Origin of the sequence: Exiguobacterium sp. s138 (assembly GCF_018618775.1) — a bacterium.
GTDB classification, from domain to species: domain Bacteria; phylum Bacillota; class Bacilli; order Exiguobacteriales; family Exiguobacteriaceae; genus Exiguobacterium_A; species Exiguobacterium_A artemiae.
On record NZ_JACSMW010000002.1, the window covers coordinates 210,449 to 234,103 of the forward strand.

19 protein-coding genes are annotated in these 23,655 nt (G+C 46.9%); 18 read left to right on the forward strand and 1 reads right to left on the reverse strand.

The genetic code is table 11. The features are described from left to right. Positions 1-6: 6 nt before the first annotated feature. From infB to KNP91_RS04965, 18 genes are all read left to right on the forward strand, one after another. The gene (infB, locus tag KNP91_RS04880) at positions 7-2,175 is read left to right on the forward strand and encodes a translation initiation factor IF-2 (protein WP_012370707.1); all 2,169 of its coding nucleotides are present in this window, start codon (positions 7-9) and stop codon (positions 2,173-2,175) included. A 36-nt stretch (positions 2,176-2,211) separates the two neighbouring features. Further along, positions 2,212-2,553 carry a 30S ribosome-binding factor RbfA gene (gene rbfA / locus KNP91_RS04885; RefSeq protein ID WP_012370706.1) on the forward strand — a complete coding sequence of 114 codons (342 nt, stop codon included), beginning with the start codon at positions 2,212-2,214 and terminating at the stop codon, positions 2,551-2,553. A gap of 51 nt (positions 2,554-2,604) precedes the next feature. Then, the gene (truB, locus tag KNP91_RS04890) at positions 2,605-3,513 is read left to right on the forward strand and encodes a tRNA pseudouridine(55) synthase TruB (protein WP_214848902.1); all 909 of its coding nucleotides are present in this window, start codon (positions 2,605-2,607) and stop codon (positions 3,511-3,513) included. A 17-nt stretch (positions 3,514-3,530) separates the two neighbouring features. Next, on the forward strand, positions 3,531-4,460 hold the full coding sequence (locus KNP91_RS04895; protein ID WP_012370704.1) for a bifunctional riboflavin kinase/FAD synthetase: 930 nt from the start codon (positions 3,531-3,533) through the stop codon (positions 4,458-4,460). A gap of 123 nt (positions 4,461-4,583) precedes the next feature. Beyond that, positions 4,584-4,853 carry a 30S ribosomal protein S15 gene (rpsO, locus tag KNP91_RS04900; RefSeq protein WP_012370703.1) on the forward strand — a complete coding sequence of 90 codons (270 nt, stop codon included), beginning with the start codon at positions 4,584-4,586 and terminating at the stop codon, positions 4,851-4,853. Positions 4,854-4,988: 135 nt separating this feature from the next. Beyond that, entirely contained in the window at positions 4,989-7,208 is a 2,220-nt protein-coding gene (gene pnp / locus KNP91_RS04905; RefSeq protein ID WP_214764152.1) for a polyribonucleotide nucleotidyltransferase, read from the forward strand. A 78-nt stretch (positions 7,209-7,286) separates the two neighbouring features. Then, a complete protein-coding gene (locus tag KNP91_RS04910; protein WP_214764159.1) occupies positions 7,287-8,528 on the forward strand; it encodes a M16 family metallopeptidase in 1,242 nt (413 codons plus the stop codon). A gap of 64 nt (positions 8,529-8,592) precedes the next feature. After that, a complete protein-coding gene (locus KNP91_RS04915) occupies positions 8,593-10,056 on the forward strand; it encodes a UDP-N-acetylmuramoyl-L-alanyl-D-glutamate--2,6-diaminopimelate ligase (protein ID WP_012370700.1) in 1,464 nt (487 codons plus the stop codon). After that, positions 10,053-11,312, forward strand: coding sequence for a lipid II:glycine glycyltransferase FemX (locus KNP91_RS04920; RefSeq protein ID WP_012370699.1), 1,260 nt, complete (start codon positions 10,053-10,055; stop codon positions 11,310-11,312). Before KNP91_RS04915 ends, KNP91_RS04920 begins: the two co-directional genes overlap by 4 nt. Continuing rightward, positions 11,312-11,974 (forward strand): M15 family metallopeptidase, encoded by a 663-nt coding sequence (locus KNP91_RS04925; RefSeq protein WP_214848904.1) that lies wholly within the window; start codon positions 11,312-11,314, stop codon positions 11,972-11,974. Before KNP91_RS04920 ends, KNP91_RS04925 begins: the two co-directional genes overlap by 1 nt. A 153-nt stretch (positions 11,975-12,127) precedes the next feature. After that, positions 12,128-13,792 carry a ribonuclease J gene (locus KNP91_RS04930; protein ID WP_026828051.1) on the forward strand — a complete coding sequence of 555 codons (1,665 nt, stop codon included), beginning with the start codon at positions 12,128-12,130 and terminating at the stop codon, positions 13,790-13,792. Between the two features lie 72 nt (positions 13,793-13,864). Continuing rightward, a complete protein-coding gene (locus tag KNP91_RS04935; protein ID WP_214764186.1) occupies positions 13,865-16,030 on the forward strand; it encodes a DNA translocase FtsK in 2,166 nt (721 codons plus the stop codon). A 231-nt stretch (positions 16,031-16,261) separates the two neighbouring features. Further along, on the forward strand, positions 16,262-17,281 hold the full coding sequence (locus KNP91_RS04940) for a BMP family lipoprotein (RefSeq protein ID WP_214848905.1): 1,020 nt from the start codon (positions 16,262-16,264) through the stop codon (positions 17,279-17,281). Positions 17,282-17,503: 222 nt separating this feature from the next. After that, a complete protein-coding gene (locus KNP91_RS04945; RefSeq protein ID WP_012370694.1) occupies positions 17,504-18,223 on the forward strand; it encodes a GntR family transcriptional regulator in 720 nt (239 codons plus the stop codon). Positions 18,224-18,351: 128 nt separating this feature from the next. After that, positions 18,352-19,425 (forward strand): BMP family lipoprotein, encoded by a 1,074-nt coding sequence (locus KNP91_RS04950; RefSeq protein WP_012370693.1) that lies wholly within the window; start codon positions 18,352-18,354, stop codon positions 19,423-19,425. 65 nt (positions 19,426-19,490) lie between these two features. After that, a complete protein-coding gene (locus KNP91_RS04955; protein ID WP_012370692.1) occupies positions 19,491-21,020 on the forward strand; it encodes an ABC transporter ATP-binding protein in 1,530 nt (509 codons plus the stop codon). Further along, a complete protein-coding gene (locus KNP91_RS04960; protein WP_012370691.1) occupies positions 21,017-22,090 on the forward strand; it encodes an ABC transporter permease in 1,074 nt (357 codons plus the stop codon). The genes KNP91_RS04955 and KNP91_RS04960 overlap by 4 nt, the downstream gene beginning before the upstream one ends. Then, on the forward strand, positions 22,090-23,049 hold the full coding sequence (locus KNP91_RS04965) for an ABC transporter permease (RefSeq protein WP_012370690.1): 960 nt from the start codon (positions 22,090-22,092) through the stop codon (positions 23,047-23,049). The genes KNP91_RS04960 and KNP91_RS04965 overlap by 1 nt, the downstream gene beginning before the upstream one ends. Before the next feature lie 100 nt (positions 23,050-23,149). Here the strand turns inward: KNP91_RS04965 and KNP91_RS04970 are convergent, their stop codons facing one another. Further along, positions 23,150-23,398 (reverse strand): ferredoxin, encoded by a 249-nt coding sequence (locus KNP91_RS04970; RefSeq protein WP_012370689.1) that lies wholly within the window; start codon positions 23,396-23,398, stop codon positions 23,150-23,152. Positions 23,399-23,655: the final 257 nt, after the last annotated feature.

Sequence of the window (23,655 nt, forward strand, 5' to 3'; positions counted from 1 at the left end):
GATCTTTTGGGTAAACGTGTATACGAATTCGCGAAAGAACAGAATGTAACGAGTAAGCAGGTCATCGCCCAGCTCGAAAAACTGGAAAAACCGGTCAAGAATCACATGGCGGTTTTAGATGAACAGACAGTACAGCAACTCGACAAAGTATTTAATCCCGAGAAACATCGGGTCCAAAAAACGGAGGCTCCAAAACAAGTGAAATCAGACAATAAACCGAACAGACCAGGAACAACTAACAAACCAGCAGGGAACCAATCACGCAATTCAAAAGGCGGACGTCCAGAATTCGGAAACCGTAATAACCGCGGTGGAAAACGTCGTCCCCAGAAGAAAGTAGAACCACGTAAATTGGAAGTAGCAGATCCAAATTCAAAATCAAGCCAACGAAAAGCAGCACGTCGGGCGCAAGAAGAAGCAATGGCGAACGTCGTTCAATATGCAGACAACTTAACAGTCGGCGAATTGGCTGAAAAAATGGATAAAAAACCAAACGAACTCATCATGAAATTGATGGGAATGGGCGTTATGGCGACCATTAACCAAGATCTCGATGATGAGACAGTTGAATTGCTTGCTTCTGACTTCGGATTTGAAGTCGAGAAAACGGTTCAAGTCGATGAAACAGACTTCGATGCATACGAATTGAATCTCGATAACTACGAATTGTCAGAACGTCCACCGGTCGTTACGATCATGGGACACGTCGACCACGGTAAAACGACATTGCTGGACTCGATCCGAAACACGAAAGTCACAGCAGGCGAAGCCGGCGGAATCACACAGCACATCGGGGCTTACCAAGTTGAAATCGAAGGGAAAAAAATCACATTCCTCGATACACCAGGTCACGCCGCGTTTACAACGATGCGGGCACGTGGAGCAGATGTCACAGACATCGCAATCATCGTCGTCGCAGCGGATGACGGTGTCATGCCGCAAACGGAAGAAGCCATCAGCCATGCGAAGGCAGCCGGTGTTCCAATCATCGTTGCAGTCAACAAGATGGATAAAGAAGGCGCTAACCCGGACCGTGTCAAACAAGAATTGACGGAATTCGAACTCGTTGCCGAGGACTGGGGCGGCGACACGATCTTCGTACCGGTTTCAGCACTTAAGGGAGACGGAATCGACGAGTTACTCGAAATGATTCTGCTTGTTTCGGAAGTCCAAGAATACAAATCAACACCGGATATGCACGGACGCGGAACAGTCATCGAAGCGAAACTCGACAAAGGACGCGGACCAGTCGCGACATTGCTTGTCCAACACGGAACACTTCGTGTCGGCGATCCAATCGTTGTCGGTCATACGTTCGGTCGTATCCGGGCCATGGTCAACGATATCGGTCGTCGTGTCAAAGAAGTCGGTCCATCGACACCAATCGAAATCACAGGATTAAACGACGTGCCAAAAGCCGGCGATCAATTCTTTGCGTTTGAAGATGAGAAAAAAGCCCGTCAAATCGGGGAAGCACGTTACCAACGCGAAATCGAGGCACAACGCCGCGATTCAGCGAAAGTCAGCTTAGAAGATCTCTTCGACCGGATCAAAGAAGGCGAAGTCAAAGATCTTAACATCATCATCAAAGGTGACGTTCAAGGTTCTGTCGAAGCACTTGCCGGTTCACTCAAGAAAATCGATGTCGAAGGCGCGAAAATCAACATCGTCCACTCAGGTGTTGGTGCGATTACAGAAGGTGACGTCATCTTGGCTTCAGCAGCCAACGCGATCATCATCGGCTTTAACGTCCGTCCGGATGGTAACGCTAAATCGATGGCAGACCAAGAGAAGGTTGAGATTCGCCTTCACAAAATCATCTACAATGCCATCGAAGAAATCGAACAAGCGATGAAAGGTCTTCTTGATCCTGAATTCGTTGAGAAAATTATCGGTCAAGCTGAAGTTCGTGACGTCATCAAAGTCTCGAAAGTCGGAACGATCGCAGGTGGTTATGTCACAGAAGGTAAGTTAACACGTGCTGCAGGTGTTCGTGTCGTCCGTGACAGCATCGTTATTTACGAAGGAAAACTCGATACGTTGCGCCGCTTCAAAGACGACGTTAAAGAAGTCGCAGCCGGTTACGAGTGTGGAATTAAGATTGAACGGTACGACGACATCAAAGTCGACGATGTCATCGAAGCGTTCATCATGGAAGAAGTAAAACGTAAGTAACAGAACGGATCAGAATCCGAACTGGAGGGATATAGAATGAGCGTACGTTCCAATCGTGTAGCAGAACAGGTGCGTAAAGAAATTACGCAAATGTTGATCAAAGATGTGAACGATCCGCGTGTCAAGGCGGTTACGGTAACTGGTGTTGAAGTCACAGGCGACTTACAACAAGCAACGATCTTTTATTCGGTGCTCGGTGATGAAACAGTGCGCGAAGAAGCGCGCGTTGGTCTTGAAAAGTCAAAAGGGTTCATGCGCAAAGAAATCGGATCACGCATCCGTTTACGCAAGACACCTGAATTGCTGTTTGAGATCGATACATCTGTCGAGTATGGATCACGGATTGATGAGTTGCTCCGGAACTTGAACAAGGATTAACAAGACGAGGGCAACCACAGGTGTGGTTGCCCTTTTTTAGGAGGGAAAAAGATGGAACCCATAGGAGTATTACCGCTGGACAAACCGGCAGGCATGACCAGTCACGACTGTGTCTTTCGACTGCGCCGGCTCTTTCAGACAAAAAAAGTCGGGCATACCGGAACACTTGACCCGGAAGTGACAGGTGTCTTACCGATCTGTCTCGGACGTGCTACAAAACTTGCACGTTTCATTACAGACGAAGGAAAGAGATATGTGGCAGAAGTGACAATCGGATATGCGACGACGACCGAAGACGCCCACGGTGAAACCGTCCGCGAAACACCGGTCACGCCCGCGTCAATTACGGAGCAACAAGTAGATGAAATTCTACAGCAATTGACCGGACAGATTGAACAGACTCCACCATATTATTCGGCGGTCAAAGTGAACGGGAAAAAATTGTATGAATATGCCCGTAAAGGCATCGAAGTGGAACGTCCGACCCGAACAGTTCAAATTGATACGTTGGAACGGACATCCGGGCTGACCTTTGCAGACGGACTCTGCCGGTTTCAAATCGAGATTACTTGCGGAAAAGGAACCTATATTCGGACGCTTGCCGTTGAAATCGGTGAACGGTTGGGTTATGCGGCTCATATGAGTGAGTTGCGCCGGACGAGTTCAGGAATGATGTCTGAAACAGAAGCAGTGACGCTAGCTACGCTTGAAGCCTGTGAGACTGTCGAAGAGCGGATGCAGTACGTCTTACCGATTGAACAAGTCATTCAAAAGTGGCCGCGGTTGACTGTAAATGCCGAGACGGCGGCTCGTGTATTGAATGGGGCAAAATTACCAGGCATTCCGGTCGAATTTGAACGATTTACTGTCTATAATGAAGAGGGCATTCCTTTAGCGATCTACCGGCTTGATTCCGAGATCAATATGGGACGCGTTGAAGTCATGTTACAAATCGATTAGGATCGGAGCGATCAGGAATGGACATCATTCACTTAACATACCCAGAACAACCAACAGAAGATCCGGCGGTCATCGCACTCGGATTTTTTGACGGTGTTCATCTTGGACACCAACGTGTTTTACAAACCGCAATTGAAAAAAGCCGTGAGCTCAATCTGCCAGTAGCAGTGATGACGTTTGATCCTCATCCGAAACAAGTTCTTGGCAACGGGACGGAACAGATTCTCTACATTACGCCACTTGACCGGAAACTCGAAAAAATGGCACAACTCGGCATTGACCGGGTATATGTCATCGAATTTACAGTCGCTTTTTCCGAACTGTCTCCGCAAGATTTCGTCGATCATTATTTAATTGCTGCCGGAGCACGCCACATTGTGGCCGGATTTGATTATTCGTATGGACGGTTCGGGGCAGGCAAGATGGCGACGCTTGATTTCCACAGCCGTGGACGATTTGATCATACGACGGTTTCCGAACATCAGGCAGACGATGAAAAGGTCAGTTCGACACGGATTCGTCGTTTGCTTGCGGATGGAGCGGTCGCGGAAGCAGCTCTGTTATTAGGGGAACCGTATCAAACGAAAGGGATTGTCATTCACGGTGACGCCCGAGGTCGGCAGATTGGTTTTCCGACGGCCAACATCCGTCCGGAATTTGCCTATGTCATTCCGAAACTTGGGGTCTATGCGACGTTCGTCCATCTTGAAGACGGGCGCAAGTTTCCGGCGATGACGAATATCGGACGGAGACCGACGTTTTATGAGACGGGAGAAGTCAGCATCGAAACCCACTTGCTTGCCTTTGACGAGGATTTATATGGACAAGAACTGAAACTCGAGTGGATGGCATACTTACGCGATGAACGTGCGTTTGACGGGATTGAAAGCTTAAAAACACAGCTTGCCCAAGATAAAATTCATGCGATGCAAGCATTAACGGTTTGACAGACGATGACGGGTTCGTTATGATGAGTCAGTACGAATACGTACAGCCGGTTGGCTTGGCATCAGGTCTCACCATCCGATGCTCGGCAATACGGTCATTCAAAAGATGGAGGTGGAGTGACAATGGCACTCACTAAAGAACGTAAAAACGAAATTATCGAAGCTTATGCTACGAAACAAGGCGATACTGGTTCGCCGGAAGTACAAGTTGCTGTTTTAACTGAACAGATCACAACTTTAAACGATCACTTACGTACACACAAAAAGGATCACCACTCACGTCGTGGTCTCTTGAAAATGGTTGGTCGTCGCCGTAACTTGCTCACATACCTTCGTAACAAGGATGTTTCACGTTACCGTTCATTGATCGAGCGTCTTGGTCTTCGTCGCTAATCCGAACAGACCAACAAGGAAGCAGGAGCATCGTCTCCTGCTTCTTTTTTTTGCCGATTCATGGACATTTGGCGCAAGAACATCCATAATTAGATTTGAATGAAAAAACGGATAGAAGTGAGAGGGGATTTGTGCATGTCACAAACAAAGCAGACGTTTTCGACCGAACTCGGTGGACGTCCATTAACAATTGAAATCGGTCAACTGGCCAAACAAGCAAACGGAGCAGCATTGATCCGTTACGGTGAGACAGCAGTCCTTGCGACGGTCGTCGCATCCAAACAACCAAAAGACTTAGATTTCTTCCCATTAACTGTGAACTATGAAGAAAAACTATATGCAGCAGGTAAGATTCCAGGTGGTTTCCTAAAACGTGAAGGACGTCCGGGTGAAAATGCGATTTTGACATCACGTTTGATTGACCGTCCGATCCGTCCGTTGTTCCCAGACGGTTTCCGTCATGATATCCAAGTCGCAACGACAGTTTTGTCTTCTGACGAAGATAATTCACCGGAAGTGGCAGCAATGATTGGGGCATCGATTGCTTTGTCGATTTCAGACATTCCATTTGACGGTCCGATTGCCGGCGTGACGATTGGTCGTGTGAACGGTGAGTTCATCATCAATCCGACGATGAGTCAAGCATCTGAAAGTGATATCGACCTTCAAGTTGCCGGAACGAAACATGCGGTCAACATGGTAGAAGCCGGAGCAAAAGAAGTTTCGGAACAAGCAATGCTTGAAGCGATTCTCCTCGGACATGACGTCATTAAGGAATTGATTGCGTTCCAAGAAGAAATCGTCGCAGCAGTCGGACAAGAAAAGTTCGCTTACACGGTTGCTTCGTTTGACGAAACACTCGTCAACCGCTTGAAAGCAGAGGCGCTTGCAGAAGTCACGACAGCCGTTCAAGTCGAAGAAAAACAAGCACGTGATCTTGCTATCAATGAAGTCATTTCGAAATATATCGATCAGTACGCAGCGGATGACTCAATTACGGAAGCTCAATTAGCTGAAGTATCCGGTGTCTTAAATAAATTCGTTAAGACAGAAGTCCGCCGCTTGATCACAGAAGATAAAGTCCGTCCAGATGGTCGTGGTCTTGCTGAAATCCGTCCGCTTGATTCGGAAATCGGACTGTTGCCACGGGCACACGGTTCAGGTCTGTTCACACGCGGTCAAACACAAGTCTTGTCCGTCGCAACGCTTGGTGTTGCTGGAGATGCACAAATCATTGACGGTCTTGGACTTAAAGCAGAGAAACGTTTTATGCACCATTATAACTTCCCGCCGTTCTCTGTCGGGGAAGCTCGTCCGATGCGCGCACCAGGTCGTCGTGAAATTGGTCACGGAGCACTCGGTGAACGTGCCTTGTTACCGGTTCTTCCGTCAGAAACAGATTTCCCGTACACGATTCGTCTCGTTTCGGAAGTCCTCGAATCAAACGGTTCGTCTTCACAGGCGTCAATTTGTGGATCAATTCTTGCGATGATGGATGCGGGTGTGCCGTTGAAAGCACCGGTTGCCGGAATTGCAATGGGCTTGATCAAAGAAGGCGAAAATTACTCAATCTTGACAGATATCCAAGGAATGGAAGATCACCTCGGCGATATGGACTTTAAAGTTGCTGGAACAAAAGATGGTGTGACGGCTTTGCAAATGGATATGAAGATTGGCGGAATCACGCGTCAGATTTTAGAAGAGGCGCTTGAACAAGCACGTCTTGGTCGTTTACACATCCTGGAACACATGAATTCAGTCATTGCTGAACCACGTGTCGAGTTGTCTAAATATGCACCAAAAATCGTCACATTGAAAATCAATCCTGATAAAATCCGTGATGTGATTGGGCCCGGCGGTAAAGTCATCAACGGTATCATCGATGAGACAGGTGTCAAAATCGATATCGATCAAGACGGCACAGTCTTTATCGCGTCAACGGATCAAGACGGTATCAACCGTGCGCGTCAGTTGATTGAAGATATCGTTCGTGAAGTCGTCATCGGAGAAGAATTTGACGGTACGGTTCGCCGCGTCGAAAAATTCGGAGCTTTCGTCGAATTGTTCAAAGGGAAAGATGCCCTCGTGCATATCTCGGAACTGGCGCTTGAACGTGTTGGTCAAACCGAAGATGTCGTCAAATTAGGCGATAAATTGAAAGTACGTGTCACGGAAGTCGATGATAAAGGACGTGTCAATGCGTCGCATAAAGTCCTTCTCGTGGAAGGTATGAGTCCAGAAGATCGTGCCGCATATGATGAAAAGAAAAAAACAGAGCGTGACAGCCGCCCGCCGCGTCGGGATACTGGATCTCGCCCACCACGTGACGGACAACGTCCACCACGTCGTAACTAATGAAAACAAAGGTGGCTCAACGGTGCGAATACGTGCACCGCGGGCCACCTTGTTTCATATTTCAAGGAGGAATGAACGATGGTCGAAAGACTCGTATTAGAGAACGGCGTTCGAATTGTCAGTGAACGGATTGAGAACGCCCGAAGTGTGGCAACCGGAATTTTCATTAAAGCTGGTTCACGGACGGAAACAAAAGAAGAGCATGGAATCAGCCATTTGATTGAACATATGATGTTTAAAGGAACAAAAAAACAATCGGCAAAAGAAATTGCCGTTTATTTTGACCGCTTGGGTGGTAATATTAATGCATTCACGAGTAAAGATCAGACCTGCTATTATGTGAAGACATTGGACGAACATGCCATTACGGCGTTTGATGTTTTGGCAGACATGTTTTTGGAGTCAACCTTTAATGAAGAGGAACTCGAAAAAGAAAAACGTGTCGTGATTGAAGAAATTAAAATGTATGAAGATACACCGGACGACCTTGTACATGAACTGTTAGCCGTTGCGGCTTACGGAGAAGACGTGATGGCACGCCCGATTCTCGGTACAGAGGAGAGCGTCAAACAACTCAGCCGGCAAATGATTGTCGAATACCTGCAAGAAGCCTATGCACCGGAACAAATCGTTATTTCCGTTGCAGGACATGTGACAGATGAACTGATTACACAAATTAAAAATCGATTCGGTTCGTTGCAGTCAAGTGGCAAGATCCGACAAATTACTGAACCTGTCTTAAAAAGTGACGCGTTACGGAAAGAAAAAGACACGGAACAAGTGCATGTCTGTTATAATTTCCGGGCGATTCCGTCTGCTGACGACCGTTTACCGACGCTTGCCTTACTCAATAATGCATTTGGGGCGACGATGTCGAGCCGTCTGTTCCAATCGATTCGTGAAGACCGCGGATTGGCCTATTCCGTTTTTTCGTACTATACGACGTTTGATGATCATGGAACGTTTACGATTTATGTCGGGACATCAAAAGAAACGTTGGAAGAAGTCGAGACGGTTCTTTCGGCGGAAATCAAACAGTTGCTCGAACATGGTCTGACAACGAAAGAGCTGGAAGACGGCATCGAGCAGTTAAAAGGATCATTGATTTTAGGAAATGAGAGTATATCGAGTCACATGAACCGTAATGCCCGGAATGAACTCCATCTTGGCATGCATCCGACATTAGAAGATGTTCTTACGGAAGTGGAGCAGATTACGCCTGCTGACGTTCAGGAAATGATTGCGTATATCTTTAGTGAACCGCCGGCGAAAGCATACATCTTGCCGGAAATCGATGAGGCAGACCTTGAAACCGAGTGAGGCTTACCCTACACTGAAATAGCATGTAATTGAAAAACAAGTTGTTGAGAAAGAAGGAATACCCTTGAATTTAGCTGAACTAATCGAAGTCATTCAGACTCAAAAAACGGAACGTATGGTAGAGGCAGTCGTGACCTCCTTAACAACCGATTCACGTGATGTGAAGCCGGGAACGTTATTTGTCGCCATTAAAGGTTATACAGTGGATGGACACGATTATGCCAAACAGGCCGAAGCACAGGGGGCTGTCGCCATCGTGTCAGAACGGTTGCTCGATGTGACGATTCCTGTCATTCTTGTCCGGAGTACAACCCGAGCGATGGCAGAACTTGCCGGGAAGTTTTATGATTATCCTTCTGAAAAGATGCGGATGATCGGAATCACTGGAACGAACGGAAAAACAACGACGACGACCATCGTACGTGACGTCTTGGCTCAGCTGGGGCGGAAAACGGGAATCATTGGTACCGTTGAAGTCAAAATTGGGGACCGGGTCGTCCCGAGTCGCAACACGACACCTCAAAGTTCGGAATTACAGGCCTTTTTCCATCAGATGCATCAAGAGGGCGTCGAAGACGTCATCATGGAAGTTTCTTCGCATGGATTAGAGCTCGGTCGTGTGACCGGAACGGATTTTGATGTTGCTGGGTTTACGAATTTGACGCACGACCACCTGGATTTCCATAAGACGTTCGAGAACTATGCACGAGCAAAAGGTCTGCTCTTTGCGCAACTCGGACAACGGCTGTCGGATAAGAAAGTAGCAGTCTTGAATGCAGATGATGAGATCAGCCATTTATTTGAGATGATGACGGGTGCCCGCGTACTGACATATGGCATTGAGCAGCCGGCCGACTTACAGGCTAAAAATATTACACAAACCCTTCAGGAAACGACCTTTACGATGGTCTATCAAGAGCAGGCAGTCGAATTGACCGTTCAGTTCATCGGTCGATTCAATGTCTATAATTTACTGCTTGCAACGGGTATCCTGCTGTCAATCGGCTACAGTTTAACTGAGATTTCGAATGCGATCACTCAGATACAGCCGGCAAAAGGCCGGATGCAACGATTGCCGATTGACGGGTACAACATTTATGTGGATTATGCCCATACGCCGGACGGCATTGAACAATGTCTGAAAGCACTGGTCGATGTTCCGAAAGAAAACATTATCTTCTTGATTGGAACAGGCGGTAATCGCGATGTGACGAAACGGCCGATGATGGGTCAACTTGCATCGACGTATGCGGGAACTGTCGTCATCACGACGGACGATCCCCGTTTTGAATCGTATGAGTCGATTACATCCGGTATCGCCTCCGGAATGCTTCACGATCAATTCGTTGAAATCGGAGACCGGGAAGAAGCGGTCCGCTATGCAGCGAGCCTCGCCCGTCCGGATAACATCGTCATCCTGGCAGGAAAAGGGCATGAAAAATATCAAATCATTGGGGATGAGAAAACACCCCTCGACGAAGAAGCACTCGTCAAAGAGATGATACGCCAATTGGAGGAAAAGAAGTGACTTATCAACAACTTGAAATTGAACAGGCTCAGTTTGAACAGTTTGTAAAAACCCATCCTAAAGGAGACCTCTTGCAGTTACCGGCTTGGGGATCCGTCAAGGCAGCGACCGGCTGGACACATGAACGGATTGCGGTCGGGACAGCGAGTGGTCAACTGGTCGGGGTCGCACTGTTATTGTTTAAAAAAGTTCCGAAATTACCGTTTACGTTATGTTATGCTCCGCGCGGATTTGTCGTCGATTATACAGATCAGGCAGCTGTTGCCGCATTACGGGATGCAGCGATCCAAGTCGCGAAAAAGCGAAAAGCAATCACAATTAAACTCGATCCAAACGTTGATCGGACGGAATATCCGAATTTACTTCAAGAAATGAAGGCGTTAGGGTTTAAGCACAACGGATTCGGAGGCGGATTTGATTATGCGCAACCGCGTTTTACGATGGAGACAAGTCTTGAAGGGTCGGAAAAAGAAATCTTTGACCGCTTCCATTCGAAGTTCCGTTACAATGTCCGTTTGGCCGAACGAAAAGGAATCGTGTGTTACGAAGCATCACGGGAAGAGTTGAAAATATTCGCCAACCTGATGGTCGAAACGGGTGAACGCGACGGGTTCTCCATCCGCGGTCTTGATTACTTTGAAAATCTATACGACCATCTTCGTCCAACCGGAGACGCGGCATTGTTTTTGACGAAATTGGATGTCGTCCGGGCGCTTGAAAATACGGAAGCGGCCTTATTACAAGCAGAGAAGGAATTGGTGAAGATTCATCGTCAACTTGAAAAAGAAACGGTCGAGAAAAAAATCAACAGTTTGAATAATCGACTGGAACAAACGACTGCTCAGATTGAAAAAGCAGAGAAGTCGAAAACTGAATTGATGGCGATTGCGGCAAAACACCCGAACGGAGTGATTCTGTCGGGCGGTTTGTTGACGTTAGCCGGTCGACGGTCGTATTACCTGTATGGTGCGTCGTCAAACGAATACCGTGAGTTCATGCCGAACCATTTAATGCAGTGGACCATGATGCGTCATGCAAAAGCGCACGGCGCCCTCTCATACGACTTTGGTGGTGTCAGCGGGTCAACGGATCCGGATGACCACTATGCCGGATTGTATGCCTTTAAGTCCGGTTGGGGCAGTGAAATGATTGAAAAAATCGGAGAGTTTGACTATGTCCTGAACAAGCCGTTGTATCTGTTGCTTGAAACAGGATTACCGATTCTTCAAAAAATCCGGAAGAAGTTACGCCGCTAATGAAGCGGGGAACAATCTTCATTTGGATTTTGTTCCTGCTGGTCATGTTTGCCATCGGCTCCTTTCTGGCAGCGTCGACTAATCGCATGCCAAGCATTTTAATCGATCAGCCGGAGCTGGGACTGGAGAGTTGTCCCCGCGACCGCGCTGGTGAGAACCGTCTCATCAACGACAGTTCGGATCAGTTAAAGCAACTTCATCCGGCAGTCCGTGCAGGTGCCAAGGATTTGATTCGTCTCAGTCATTCCTGCTACAACATCGACATCCGGATCACCCAAGGATACCGGACGAAAAAACAGCAGGACGCATTGTATGAACAAGGACGCTCGCAAGCCGGAGAAGTCGTGACGAACGCCCGGGGCGGGGAATCGATGCATAACTATGGTTTAGCGATTGACTTCGTTCAAATGATAGACGGGGACATTTCTTACGATTTAGAGTATGACGGAAATCAATCCGGTAAAAGTGACTGGCGTGAGGTCGTTGCTGTCGGAAAGGCGCTTGGCTTTGAATGGGGAGGGGATTGGAAACGTTTTGTTGACTATCCGCACTTCGAGATGACATTCGGCTATTCCTTGAATGAACTTCAAGCAGGTGAAAAACCGGGCAGGCAGGAAAAAGCGAACCGAACAGAAGAAATCGAGAAGCTGTTGAATCCGTAAAACGAACATCGTGTGGACCGAAAGAAGGTCCGCGCGATGTTTTTTTTCGTTTTCACCATCCCTGTTGTTGGCAGAATGGCAAAGTTCGGCTAGAATAGTGATAGTGATAAGTGGACGGCTCACGAAAAGTGAATACAAATAGGAGGTCATATCGTGTCAAAGAAAAAGACGGAAAAGGTAAGCGTCTTTGCTCTTGGTGGCGCCGGTGAAATCGGTAAGAACATGTACGTCGTCGAACTCGACGAGGACATCTTCGTAATCGATGCCGGATTAATGTTCCCAGGAGATGAGATGCTTGGAATTGATAAAGTCATTCCAGACATTAGTTATTTAAAAGAAAACAAAGAGCGGATCCAAGGGATTTTCATCACGCATGGACACGAGGACCATATTGGTGCCCTCAGTTATGTCTTACGGGACTTAAAAGTGCCGGTGTATGGAACACGCTTAACACTGGGTTTAATTGAAATTAAATTAAAAGAAGCCGGTTTATTGAAAAAGGCAGATCTTCGTCCAATTGATGCCAAGACGAAATTAACCGTAGCAGGTCATTTCATTACATTTTTCCGTGTCAATCACTCGATTCCGGATGCAGTCGGGGTATGTATCCAAACATCGCAAGGGGCAATCGTACACACGGGAGATTTTAAATTTGATTACACACCGGTTGATGGAAAACAAGCTGATTTCGGAAAAATTGCCGCAATTGGTCAGCGGGGAGTCCTTTGTCTCTTATCAGACTCAACTAACGCTGAACGTCCCGGAATGTCCGGATCGGAATCAACGGTCGGGTCGGAACTCAACGACGTCATCTACGAGGCACCGGGTCGCGTGATCGTTGCGTCATTCGCATCAAACGTCCATCGTCTGCAACAAGTCTTTGCAGCGGCAGAAGCGAACAACCGTAAAGTGGCCGTTGTCGGTCGCAGTATGGTCAATATCGTCGAAGTGGCACAACGCCTGAACTACTTGCGTTTCAAACAAAAGACGTTGGTCGAACTGTCGGATATCAATCGACTCGATGACAATCAAGTCGTGATTTTAACAACGGGCTCGCAAGGCGAACCGATGGCAGCACTCACACGCATGGCACGGAATGCACACAAGCAGGTCAACATCCGTTTAAATGATACAGTCGTCGTCGCGGCGTCTCCGATTCCCGGAAACGAAAAATCCGTTTCGAAAACGATTGATTTGTTGTTCCGCGCCGGTGCAAACGTCATCTATAACCAGCGGAAAGTGCATGTATCCGGTCACGGACATGCCGAAGATTTGAAGTTGATGCTGAACTTGATCAAACCAAAATTCTTCGTCCCGATCCACGGGGAATTCCGGATGCAGAAGGCACACAGCCGTTTAGCACAAACAGTTGGTGTCAATGCAAATAACATCTTCATCATTGAAAATGGGGATGTCGTCGAGTTCGAGAAACGTAAAGCCCGGATGTCACGTAAAGTGAATGCCGGAAACGTCTTGATTGACGGAATCGGTGTCGGTGATGTCGGAAACATCGTGTTACGCGATCGTCGTCTTCTGTCGCAAGACGGTGTCGTCCTTTGTGTCATCACGATCAGCCGTAAAAACAAAACGATCGTCTCCGGACCAGAAATCATTTCACGTGGATTCGTCTACATGCGTGAATCAGAAGATATGATCAACGAAGCGAACCGGATTGTTGCCAAGCAACTGCAAGGTAAATTAACAGGTGAGCTTGACTGGACGGAAATGAAGTCATTGATTCGTGACAAGTTAAGTTCGTATCTTTATGAACAAACGAAACGTCGTCCGATGATTTTACCGATCATCATGGAAATCTAACAAAAAGGAGCGACTCAGGGAGGCCGATGGATGGTCAGCTGAGTCGTTTTTTTATCAGGAGGTCAGAAAAAGATGGCAACGACAAAAAAAGGACCGGTCCGGAAAACCCCGCCGCGAAAACGTACACCGGCTAAAAAACGGCCACCAGCGAAAAAGCAACGTCAGCCGATTCAATACCGTACATATGCAGCCATCATTGCGGTCTTATCGCTGCTTTCGTATGTATTGGCACTTGGACAGTTTGGACGTGTCGGAGAAGTACTGGCCGAGTTTGCGAAAGATCAGGTCGGACAGTTTGGTTCACTCCTGTACGGATTGATTGGCGGACTGCTGTTGCTGATTTTGTCGAATCAACCACGGTTAAACAAATGGGCCTGGTCGTTTTTGATTCTCGGCGGATTAATCTGGATTGACTTGCTGCTTGGTCAACCGCGCGGAGCCATGAATGCGTGGTTGTATCAAGGTTCGTCCTATTATATTTCGAGTTTTGGCGCATTCATGATCGGTTTATTTCTGATTGTGGCAGGGATTCATTTGCTGCAACCGACGTTTTTCAGTGAACTGGCTTTAGGAATCAGAGAACGGATTCAAGAATTCCAGCAACGTGAACGGCAGACTGTCGTCAAAGAACGTCCTGAGAAAAAGAAACCAGACCGGTCAGAAGCGGTGGTGCAACCGGTCAATGATAAGAAGACACTGAAAAGACAGGCCATTGAAGAAATTGTGGCGGAAGAAGCTCCTGTCAATCTTCAGGACGTCCCGATTATCGGCTTTGCAGATCATGTCGAACCACAGGCAAAAGAGACACAAGGACCATTGACGATGACGGAGACGCCGGACGGCTATCAGTTGCCGTCGCTTGATTTACTGGCAGAACCTGTCACAAAAGATTTATCAGGAGAAAATAAACGATTAAAAGACAATGCGACAAAATTGATTGCGACGTTAAAATCTTTCGGAATCGGAGCAAAAGTCTTGAAAATTCATCTCGGTCCCAGTGTGACGAAATATGAGATTGAACCGGATCAAGGCATCAAACTGAGTCGAATTACCGGACTAGCCGATGATTTGGCGCTTGCGCTCGCCGCAAAAGATATCCGGATCGAAGCACCGATTCCCGGTAAGGCTGCCGTCGGAATCGAAGTTCCGAACCGGGAGGTCGCTATGGTTTCCCTACGGGAGGTCTTAGGTGCAGAGAGTGTCCAGGCCGATCCGGACCGCTTGCTCGTGGCACTTGGTCGAAGTATTTCCGGTGAGACGGTCACGGCGAAACTGAATAAGATGCCGCACGTCTTAGTCGCCGGCTCAACCGGATCGGGAAAATCCGTCTGCATCAACGGGATGATTGTCTCAATTTTGATGCGGGCCCGCCCGGATGAAGTCCGGTTGATGATGATCGATCCGAAGATGGTTGAATTGAATGTCTACAACGGTATTCCCCATCTGCTGGCACCGGTCGTGACCGATCCGAAGAAAGCGGCTCAAGCGTTAAAACAGGTCGTATCGGAGATGGAACGGCGTTATGAAATCTTCAGTCAGAACGGGGCGCGGAATATCGAAGGATACAATGCCTTGATTGATAAGATGAACGCGGAAGAAAAAGTCCATCAACGTCTGCCGTACATCGTCGTCATCGTCGATGAGTTAGCCGATTTGATGATGGTTGCCTCAAACGAAGTCGAAGATGCCATCATGCGTCTTGCCCAGATGGCACGGGCAGCCGGAATTCATATGGTCATCGCGACGCAACGACCGAGCGTTGACATCATTACCGGTGTCATCAAGGCAAACATCCCATCGAGGATTGCCTTCAGTGTCTCGAGCGGGACGGATTCCCGGACGATTCTTGATACGAGCGGGGCAGACAAACTACTTGGACGAGGAGATATGCTGTTGCTTGGAAACGGCATGAATAAACCGGTCCGTGTCCAAGGGGCGTTCTTGTCGGATGAAGAAGTCGAAACAATCGTCAACCATGTCATCTCCCAGCAAAAAGCCCAATATGTTGAAGCGATGATTCCAAAGGATCTTCCGGAAGGGGAGACGGAAGTCGACGATCCGCTATATGATGAAGTCGTCCAGTTCATTTTGACGCAAGAAACAGCGTCAACTTCGATGATCCAACGGAAATACCGGATTGGTTACAACCGGGCCGCCCGTCTGATTGATGCACTAGAAGAGAATGGTTTAATCGGTCCGTCGGAAGGCTCAAAACCACGTCGCGTCATGGGTCACTAATAATCGGAAAGAGGATAAAGCCGGGTGCTTTATCCTCTTTTTGACGGTGAAAACCAAAAAAAGAAAACTTAAACCGTTTTCATGAAAATAGTTGTCAGACGTCTGTTGATTTTGCGCGAAATATTTGTCATACTCAGTCATATGAGTTGGCGTACCCGATAAAAGGTACGTGAGCGACTTTTTCACAAATAGATAATGAAAGCGCTCACATAATAGGAAGAGGAGTTGGCGATGATGAAAAAACAGTATGCATTCGTATCAATGATGACTGTTGCGACAGTCGGATTAGCAGCATGTGGAGGTTCAGCAGACAAAGATTCGAGTAAAAAGGATGAATTTTCTGTAGCAATGGTTGCCGATAAAGGCGGAATCGACGACAAGTCGTTTAACCAATCAGCATGGGAAGGTCTTCAGGCATATGGAAAAGAAAATCAGCTCAAGAAAAATGAAGGCTACTCTTATCTTCAATCGAAATCCCAACAAGACTACCAACCGAACTTGTCTCGACTTGCACGAAGCGGGGAAGACTTAGTGTTCGGAATCGGGAATACCTTTAACGAAGACATCGAAACGGTATCAAAACAATTCAAAGACACACAGTTTGCCATCGTGGATAATGTCGTTCCGGGTAAAAACGTCACATCGATTACATTCAAAGAGAATGAAGGCGCGTATCTTGCGGGAATCGTCGCCGCAATGCAGACGAAAACGGATCATATCGGTTTTGTCGGCGGCATGAAGATGGATGTCATTGAACGGTTCCGTGCCGGATTTGAGGCAGGTGCAAAATCTGTGAATCCGAAAATCAAAGTCGATGTACAATACGCAGAAGACTTTGCAGCTCCGGAAAAAGGACAGGCGATCGCAGCCGGAATGTATGGAAAAGGCGCAGACATTATCTTCCCGGCAGCCGGCGGAACAGGGAACGGTGTCTTCACGGAAGCGAAAAACCGTAAGAAAAACGGGGAAGACGTTTCAGTCATCGGAGTCGACCGGGACCAAAAAGAAGAAGGTATGCCGGAAGACGTAACGTTGACATCGGTTATCAAACGCGTGGACCGTGCAGTGGAAGATACAGCGAATGCAGCCAAAGACGGAAAATTAACGGGTGGAAAAACAATCCGTTACGGTTTAAAAGAACAAGGTGTCGATTTAATGGAGTCAGACAAGTTGTCAAAAGAGACGTTGAAAAAAGTTGAACAAGCGAAAAAAGCTGTCATTAAAGGGGAAACAGTTGTCCCTGAACAATAAGCGGTAAGAGAAAAGAGGGTGTTCTTAGGTAGAATGCCCTATTTTCTTCCAAACTTATTTACGTTATGAAAAGGGTTACAAAAGCGCCAGAAGTCAGACTTCTAACCTGTTACAAAATGATTGCAGGATTGAGTCCGGCATCATATACTTATCTTGGCTGGAGTTCTCATACGTCAGAAGTCTGAGCACTGGTTACAACTAGATAGAGGATGGAGATGCGTCATGTCGATTAAATTAGATCATCGTTTGCTTTATTTACGTGTGATTGAAAAAATCAAGTCTGACATCGATGACGGCGTTTACAAGGAAGGCGAAAAGCTACCTTCAGAGTTTGAACTTTCAAAGCAACTTGGCGTTAGTCGAGCGACTCTTCGAGAGGCTTTACGAATTCTTGAAGATGAGAACATCGTCATCCGTAAACACGGTGTCGGTACGTTTATCAATGCAAGACCACCGTTTACTTCAGGGATTGAGGAGCTTTACAGTGTTACAGAGATGATTGCACGTGCAGGTATGATTCCGACCTCAGAAGTATTGTCATCAGAAATGGTGCAACCAACTGAACGTGATCGAGAACGTTTTCAGTTAGGACCGGATGAACTGGTTTATCGAATCGAACGAATCCGACTTGCGGGAGATGTTCCTGTCGTCTATTGTGTCGATAAGATTCCGAGCCATTATATTAAAAACGAAGAACAGTTTACGTCCTCGACGTCACTGTTTGACGCACTAGAAAAAGAATTAGGACGCCGTGTCACTCATGCGGTTACGCATATCGAGCCGCGGATTGATCCAAAGATCGCTGAACAATTACATACGGACCAACCGTTACTCGTACTGCGCCAGACGCATTATGATGAGCTTGACCGATCCGTTCTTTATTCAGCGAACTATTTCCGTGCGGACAAGTTTGATTTCCATGTCATCCGTAAGCGTGTTTAACCACTCGTTTTAGGGGTTTTACTGAAAGCGCTTTCCGCCTACCTACGTAACGCTCCTCATCACCAGCCTCAGGTGCTTGACGTAGTCAGGAACTTTGTATGACCATATTCGAAAGGGGATTATTTCAGATGAAAAAGAAGTCACTTCTCGCATTAGCAGCAACAGGTTTAGCAATGAGTTCGGTACTCGCAGCATGTGGTGGTAACGATGATTCGAAAGATTCAAGCGGCGGAGACAAAAAAGAAGGCTTCAAAGTAGGTATGGTTACAGATACAGGCGGTGTTGACGATAAATCGTTCAACCAATCAGCGTGGGAAGGAATTCAAAAATTCGGTAAAGACAACGACTTAAAAGAAGGTACTGGCTACAAGTATCTTCAGTCGGCAAAACAATCGGATTACCAACCGAACCTTCAGCAATTGGCGCGTGCGAAATATGACTTGATTCTAGGTATCGGATTCTTGATGGCAGAAGATATCGGTAAAGTTGCTGATCAATTCAAAGACAACAACTTTGCACTTGTTGATATGGTCGTTGACAAACCAAACGTTGCGTCAATCGTCTTCAAAGAAAACGAAGGATCATTCCTCGTTGGTGTTGTTGCCGGTTTGACAACGAAATCAGACAAAGTTGGTTTCGTCGGTGGTGTTAACTCAGACTTGATCAAAAAGTTCGAAAGTGGATTTAAAGCCGGCGTTAAAGCCGTCAATCCAAAAGCGGATATCCAAGTTCAATACGCAGAAGATTTCAACGCTGCTGAAAAAGGACAAGCAATTGCTTCAGGTATGTACGGTAAAAAAGTTGACGTCATCTATCACGCTGCCGGTGGAACAGGACAAGGTGTCTTCACGGAAGCGAAAAACCGTAAGAAAAACGGCGAAGATGTTTGGGTAATCGGTGTTGACCGTGACCAAGTAGAAGAAGGTATGCCGGAAAACGTTACATTGACTTCGATGGTCAAACGTGTTGATACAGCAGTTGAACAAGTAGCAAAAGATACAAAAGACGGTAACTTCCCGGCTGGTAAAGTTGTTGAGTTCGGTCTTAAAGACGGCGGAGTTGATATCGCGCCATCACAAGACAATATTGCGAAAGACGTCTTGACGAAAGTGGAAGACTACAAAAAACAAATCATCGCTGGTGACATCAAAGTTCCGTCTACTGACGACGAGTACAAAGAATACGAAGCGTCACTGAAATAAAATGGAAGCGGGGGTCGCTAGTACTGCGGCCTCCCCTTTTAAACTAAACATGGGAGTGGATTTTCTTGGAATACGTCATTGAGATGCTAAACATACGAAAAGAGTTTGGCAGTTTCGTCGCAAATGATAACATCACGCTCCAGCTTCGGAAAGGTGAGATTCACGCTTTACTTGGTGAAAACGGTGCCGGAAAATCGACGCTGATGAACGTCTTATTTGGTTTGTATCAGCCTGAGGCTGGAGAGATTCGTGTACGTGGTGAAAAAGTGAATATTACGAGTCCGAACGTTGCGAATGATCTGGGAATCGGAATGGTACACCAACATTTCATGCTCGTTCAAAATTTCACGGTAACAGAAAACATCATCTTAGGTGCTGAGCCGAAAGCCGGTTTGAAAATCGACCGAGCAGCAGCGCGGGAAAAAGTCCGTCAAATTTCGGAACAGTATGGTCTTGCCGTTGATCCAGATGCAAAAATCGAAGATATTTCGGTCGGGATGCAACAGCGTGTTGAAATTTTAAAAACACTATACCGCGGTGCTGATATTCTAATCTTCGATGAACCATCTGCTGTTTTAACCCCACAAGAAATCAAAGAATTGATTCAGATCATGAATCGCTTGATTGCTGAAGGGAAATCGATTATCTTGATTACCCACAAATTGAAGGAAATCATGGAAGTCGCCGATCGTTGTACAACGATTCGTCGTGGTAAATACATCGGAACAGTTGATATCGATGAAACAATGACCCAATCAAGATTAGCCGAGATGATGGTAGGGCGGGAAGTAAACTTTAATGCGGAGTATTCCAAGGCAACTCCACAAGAACTGGTGCTCGACATCAAAGACTTGGTTGTCAAAGACAGTCGCGGCATCAAGGCAGTAGACGGATTAAACCTCGATATCCGAGCCGGTGAAATTGTCGGGATCGCTGGAATCGACGGAAACGGACAAACGGAATTGATCGAAGCCATTACCGGTTTGCGTAAAGCGGACAGCGGAGAGATTTTCCTCAATAACAAATCCATTAAAAACTTAAAACCACGAAAAGTGACGGAAGCCGGAGTCGGACACATCCCGCAAGACCGTCATAAGCATGGACTGGTCCTCGATTACTCAATCGGTCACAATATGGTATTGCAAACGTATTATCAAAAACCGTATTCAAAAGCAGGCATCATGAACTACGGTCAGGTCATGGATAAAGCAAAAACCTTAATCGAGAAGTTCGACGTCCGAACTCCAAGTCCGGAAACATTTGCTCGCGCTCTGTCAGGCGGAAACCAGCAAAAGGCGATCATCGCCCGGGAAGTGGACCGTTCACCTGACTTATTGATTGCAGCACAGCCGACCCGTGGATTGGACGTCGGTGCCATTGAATTCATTCACGAACAATTGGTACTCGAACGTGAAAAAGGCCGCGCCGTTCTTCTGATTTCATTTGAACTAGAAGAAATCCTGCAAGTATCGGACCGGATTGCGGTTCTTTACGAAGGACGGACAGTCGCCTTCCTTGATCCAAAAGAAACAAACGAAATCGAACTTGGCTTCTTGATGGCCGGCGGTAAGAAAGAGGAGGTCGGTCGTTCATGAAACTAGAACGTTTTTACGGAATATTGATTCCGATTCTTTCCATCATCTTGGGAATGGTTGTCGGTGCGATTGTTATGCTCGCCGGCGGTTACAATCCGGTTGACGGATTTGATCAATTGTTTTACGGCATATTCGGGGAACCGTACAGCATCGGTGAAACATTACGAGCTGCTGCCCCGTTGATTTTTGCAGGTCTTGCTGTTGCCTTCGCTTTCCGGACTGGATTGTTTAACATCGGAGTCGAGGGACAAGTATTGGTCGGCTGGATGGTTGCAGTCTGGATCGGGATTGAGTTTGATCTTCCGACAGCGATTCACCTGCCGCTTGCTTTAATCGGAGCAGGACTCGCAGGAGCACTGTGGGCATCGATTCCGGGTATCCTAAAAGCGAAATTCCATGTCCACGAAGTTATCACATCCATCATGATGAACTATATCGCACTGTACGTGACAAACGATATTCTTCGGAATGTCATCGGGATTGAAAACGAACGGACGGAATCAGTAAAAGAATCCGCTTCGCTTGCGTCACCTTTCCTGCAAGAGTTGACAGATTTCTCACGTCTGCATAATGGGATTTTCATTGCCGTGATCGCAGCACTCGTCTTCTGGTTCATCCTTTGGAAAACGACGCTTGGTTACGAATTACGGGCCGTTGGATTCAACAAGAGTGCCGCAGAATATGCCGGTATGGGCGTCAATAAGAACATTGTTCTTTCGTTCGTCATCTCAGGTGTATTTGCCGGACTCGCAGGAGCAATGGAAGGTTTGGGGACATTCCAGAATATGACGTTAAACGCTTCATTCACGGGTGTCGGATTTGACGGGATTGCCGTTGCCTTACTTGGTGCCAACAATCCGATTGGTGTCGTACTCGCCGCCTTGCTGTTTGCCGGTCTGAATATCGGTGGTCTTTCGATGCAACAAATCGGAATCCCGCCGGAGTTAATTAAAATCATCATCGCGTTTATCATTATCTTCGTCGCTTCTGGATATGCGATCCGTCTCTTGATCGAGAAATTCACGGTCAAGAAATCCGAAGATAAAAAAGTGAAAGGAGCCGATAAATAATGGGCTTTTTAGAAGTACTGTATATTATCGTACCGATCGCACTTGCCTATTCGGCTCCGTTGATCATTGCGGCACTCGGCGGAATTTTCAGTGAGCGCTCCGGTGTCGTCAATATCGCACTTGAAGGACTAATGGTCATGGGGGCGTTCTCGGGTATCGTCTCAGCCTTGACGTTATCGAAAATGGGCTTAGGTGCTGCCAGTCCTTGGATTGCCATGCTGATTGCAATCATCGTTGGAGCAGTGTTCTCCTTGTTCCTCGCGATTCCGGCCATTTTGTTCCGGGCCGATCAAACGGTTCTTGGAGTAGCGATTAATATGTTAGCAGTCGGTCTCGCGATTTTCCTTGTCCGGGCATTCTACGGAAAAGGGCAGACCGATTCGATTCCGAACCGGATTTCGAAAGAAAACGTTCCATTTTTATCGGATATTCCGGTACTGAAGATGTTTTTTGCCAACGTCTATTACACATCGTACATTGCGATTGCTTTAGCATTCGTTGCATGGTACGTCATCTTTAAAACACCGTTTGGTCTTCGTCTTCGTTCAGTCGGGGAACACCCGATGGCAGCGGACACGATGGGAATCAACGTTACAAAAATGCGTTTCATCGGTGTCATGATTTCAGGTGGTTTCGGTGGTCTTGCCGGCGCTGTTTACGCGACGTCGATTTCACTGAACTTCAGCGTGACGACGATTCTTGGACAAGGTTTCCTCGCTATTGCAGCGATGATTTTTGGGAAATGGAATCCACTCGGAGCGATGGGAGCGGCCCTGTTCTTCGGATTCGCTCAAGCGATTTCGATCATCGGGCAACAGTTACCGCTTCTTGATCAAATTCCACAAGTTTACTTGTTGATTGCACCATATTTGTTGACGATTCTTGCCCTTGCCGGTGTCGTTGGACGGGCGGATGCACCGAAAGCTGTTGGTGTACCGTATATTAAAGGAAAACGCTGACGTTTTCTGAGAATCACTTTTCTGCGCTTGTCGCGGGAAAGTGATTTTTTTACGACAAAAAAAGATCTGCTCGTGTAAGAGCAGACCGGTAAAGCGAATATTATTCGTATTTAAGTGCGTCGCCTTCGAATGATTCATCTGCGACTTTGATTGAATCCGTCGGGCATCCTTCGAATGCATCGATCATATCATCGAATAATGCTTCTGGAATTTCAGCTGTTCCCTTGTTATCATCTAAAATGACGTAAGCCAAGCCCTCATCATCGTAATCATAAATATCTGGGGCAGCTGCGCCACAAGCACCACATGCGATACATGTGTCTTTGTCAACAATTGTAAATTTAGCCATCGGTCATTCTCCTCTCGATTCGAAAACATTGGACACTAAGTACTGTTCTCATCTATAAGTCATTGTATCGGACTCATGCGCGCATTTCAATGAGGAAGAGGCAGAAGTATGTGAATAAACCGATTGTCGAAGCGAAATCACCTTTTCTGTTTCTTTAATCGATTCAACATGGCATAAATCTGATTGGAAATGTAAAATAAGAACAAGTGTACGAAACAGGAACCAGATGTATCCTGATGATAAACTAAAGTTAAAAC

Bases quoted from the DNA above. Each gene is read 5' to 3' on its own strand.
- KNP91_RS04935 (WP_214764186.1), top strand. From the start codon at position 13,865: ATGGCAACGACAAAAAAAGGACCGGTCCGGAAAACCCCGCCGCGAAAA.
- pnp (WP_214764152.1), top strand. From the start codon at position 4,989: ATGTCACAAACAAAGCAGACGTTTTCGACCGAACTCGGTGGACGTCCA.
- KNP91_RS04960 (WP_012370691.1), top strand. From the start codon at position 21,017: ATGAAACTAGAACGTTTTTACGGAATATTGATTCCGATTCTTTCCATC.
- KNP91_RS04940 (WP_214848905.1), top strand. From the start codon at position 16,262: ATGATGAAAAAACAGTATGCATTCGTATCAATGATGACTGTTGCGACA.
- KNP91_RS04970 (WP_012370689.1), bottom strand. From the start codon at position 23,398: ATGGCTAAATTTACAATTGTTGACAAAGACACATGTATCGCATGTGGT.
- truB (WP_214848902.1), top strand. From the start codon at position 2,605: ATGGAACCCATAGGAGTATTACCGCTGGACAAACCGGCAGGCATGACC.
- KNP91_RS04965 (WP_012370690.1), top strand. From the start codon at position 22,090: ATGGGCTTTTTAGAAGTACTGTATATTATCGTACCGATCGCACTTGCC.
- KNP91_RS04895 (WP_012370704.1), top strand. From the start codon at position 3,531: ATGGACATCATTCACTTAACATACCCAGAACAACCAACAGAAGATCCG.
- KNP91_RS04910 (WP_214764159.1), top strand. From the start codon at position 7,287: ATGGTCGAAAGACTCGTATTAGAGAACGGCGTTCGAATTGTCAGTGAA.
- KNP91_RS04950 (WP_012370693.1), top strand. From the start codon at position 18,352: ATGAAAAAGAAGTCACTTCTCGCATTAGCAGCAACAGGTTTAGCAATG.
- KNP91_RS04925 (WP_214848904.1), top strand. From the start codon at position 11,312: ATGAAGCGGGGAACAATCTTCATTTGGATTTTGTTCCTGCTGGTCATG.
- rpsO (WP_012370703.1), top strand. From the start codon at position 4,584: ATGGCACTCACTAAAGAACGTAAAAACGAAATTATCGAAGCTTATGCT.
- rbfA (WP_012370706.1), top strand. From the start codon at position 2,212: ATGAGCGTACGTTCCAATCGTGTAGCAGAACAGGTGCGTAAAGAAATT.
- KNP91_RS04945 (WP_012370694.1), top strand. From the start codon at position 17,504: ATGTCGATTAAATTAGATCATCGTTTGCTTTATTTACGTGTGATTGAA.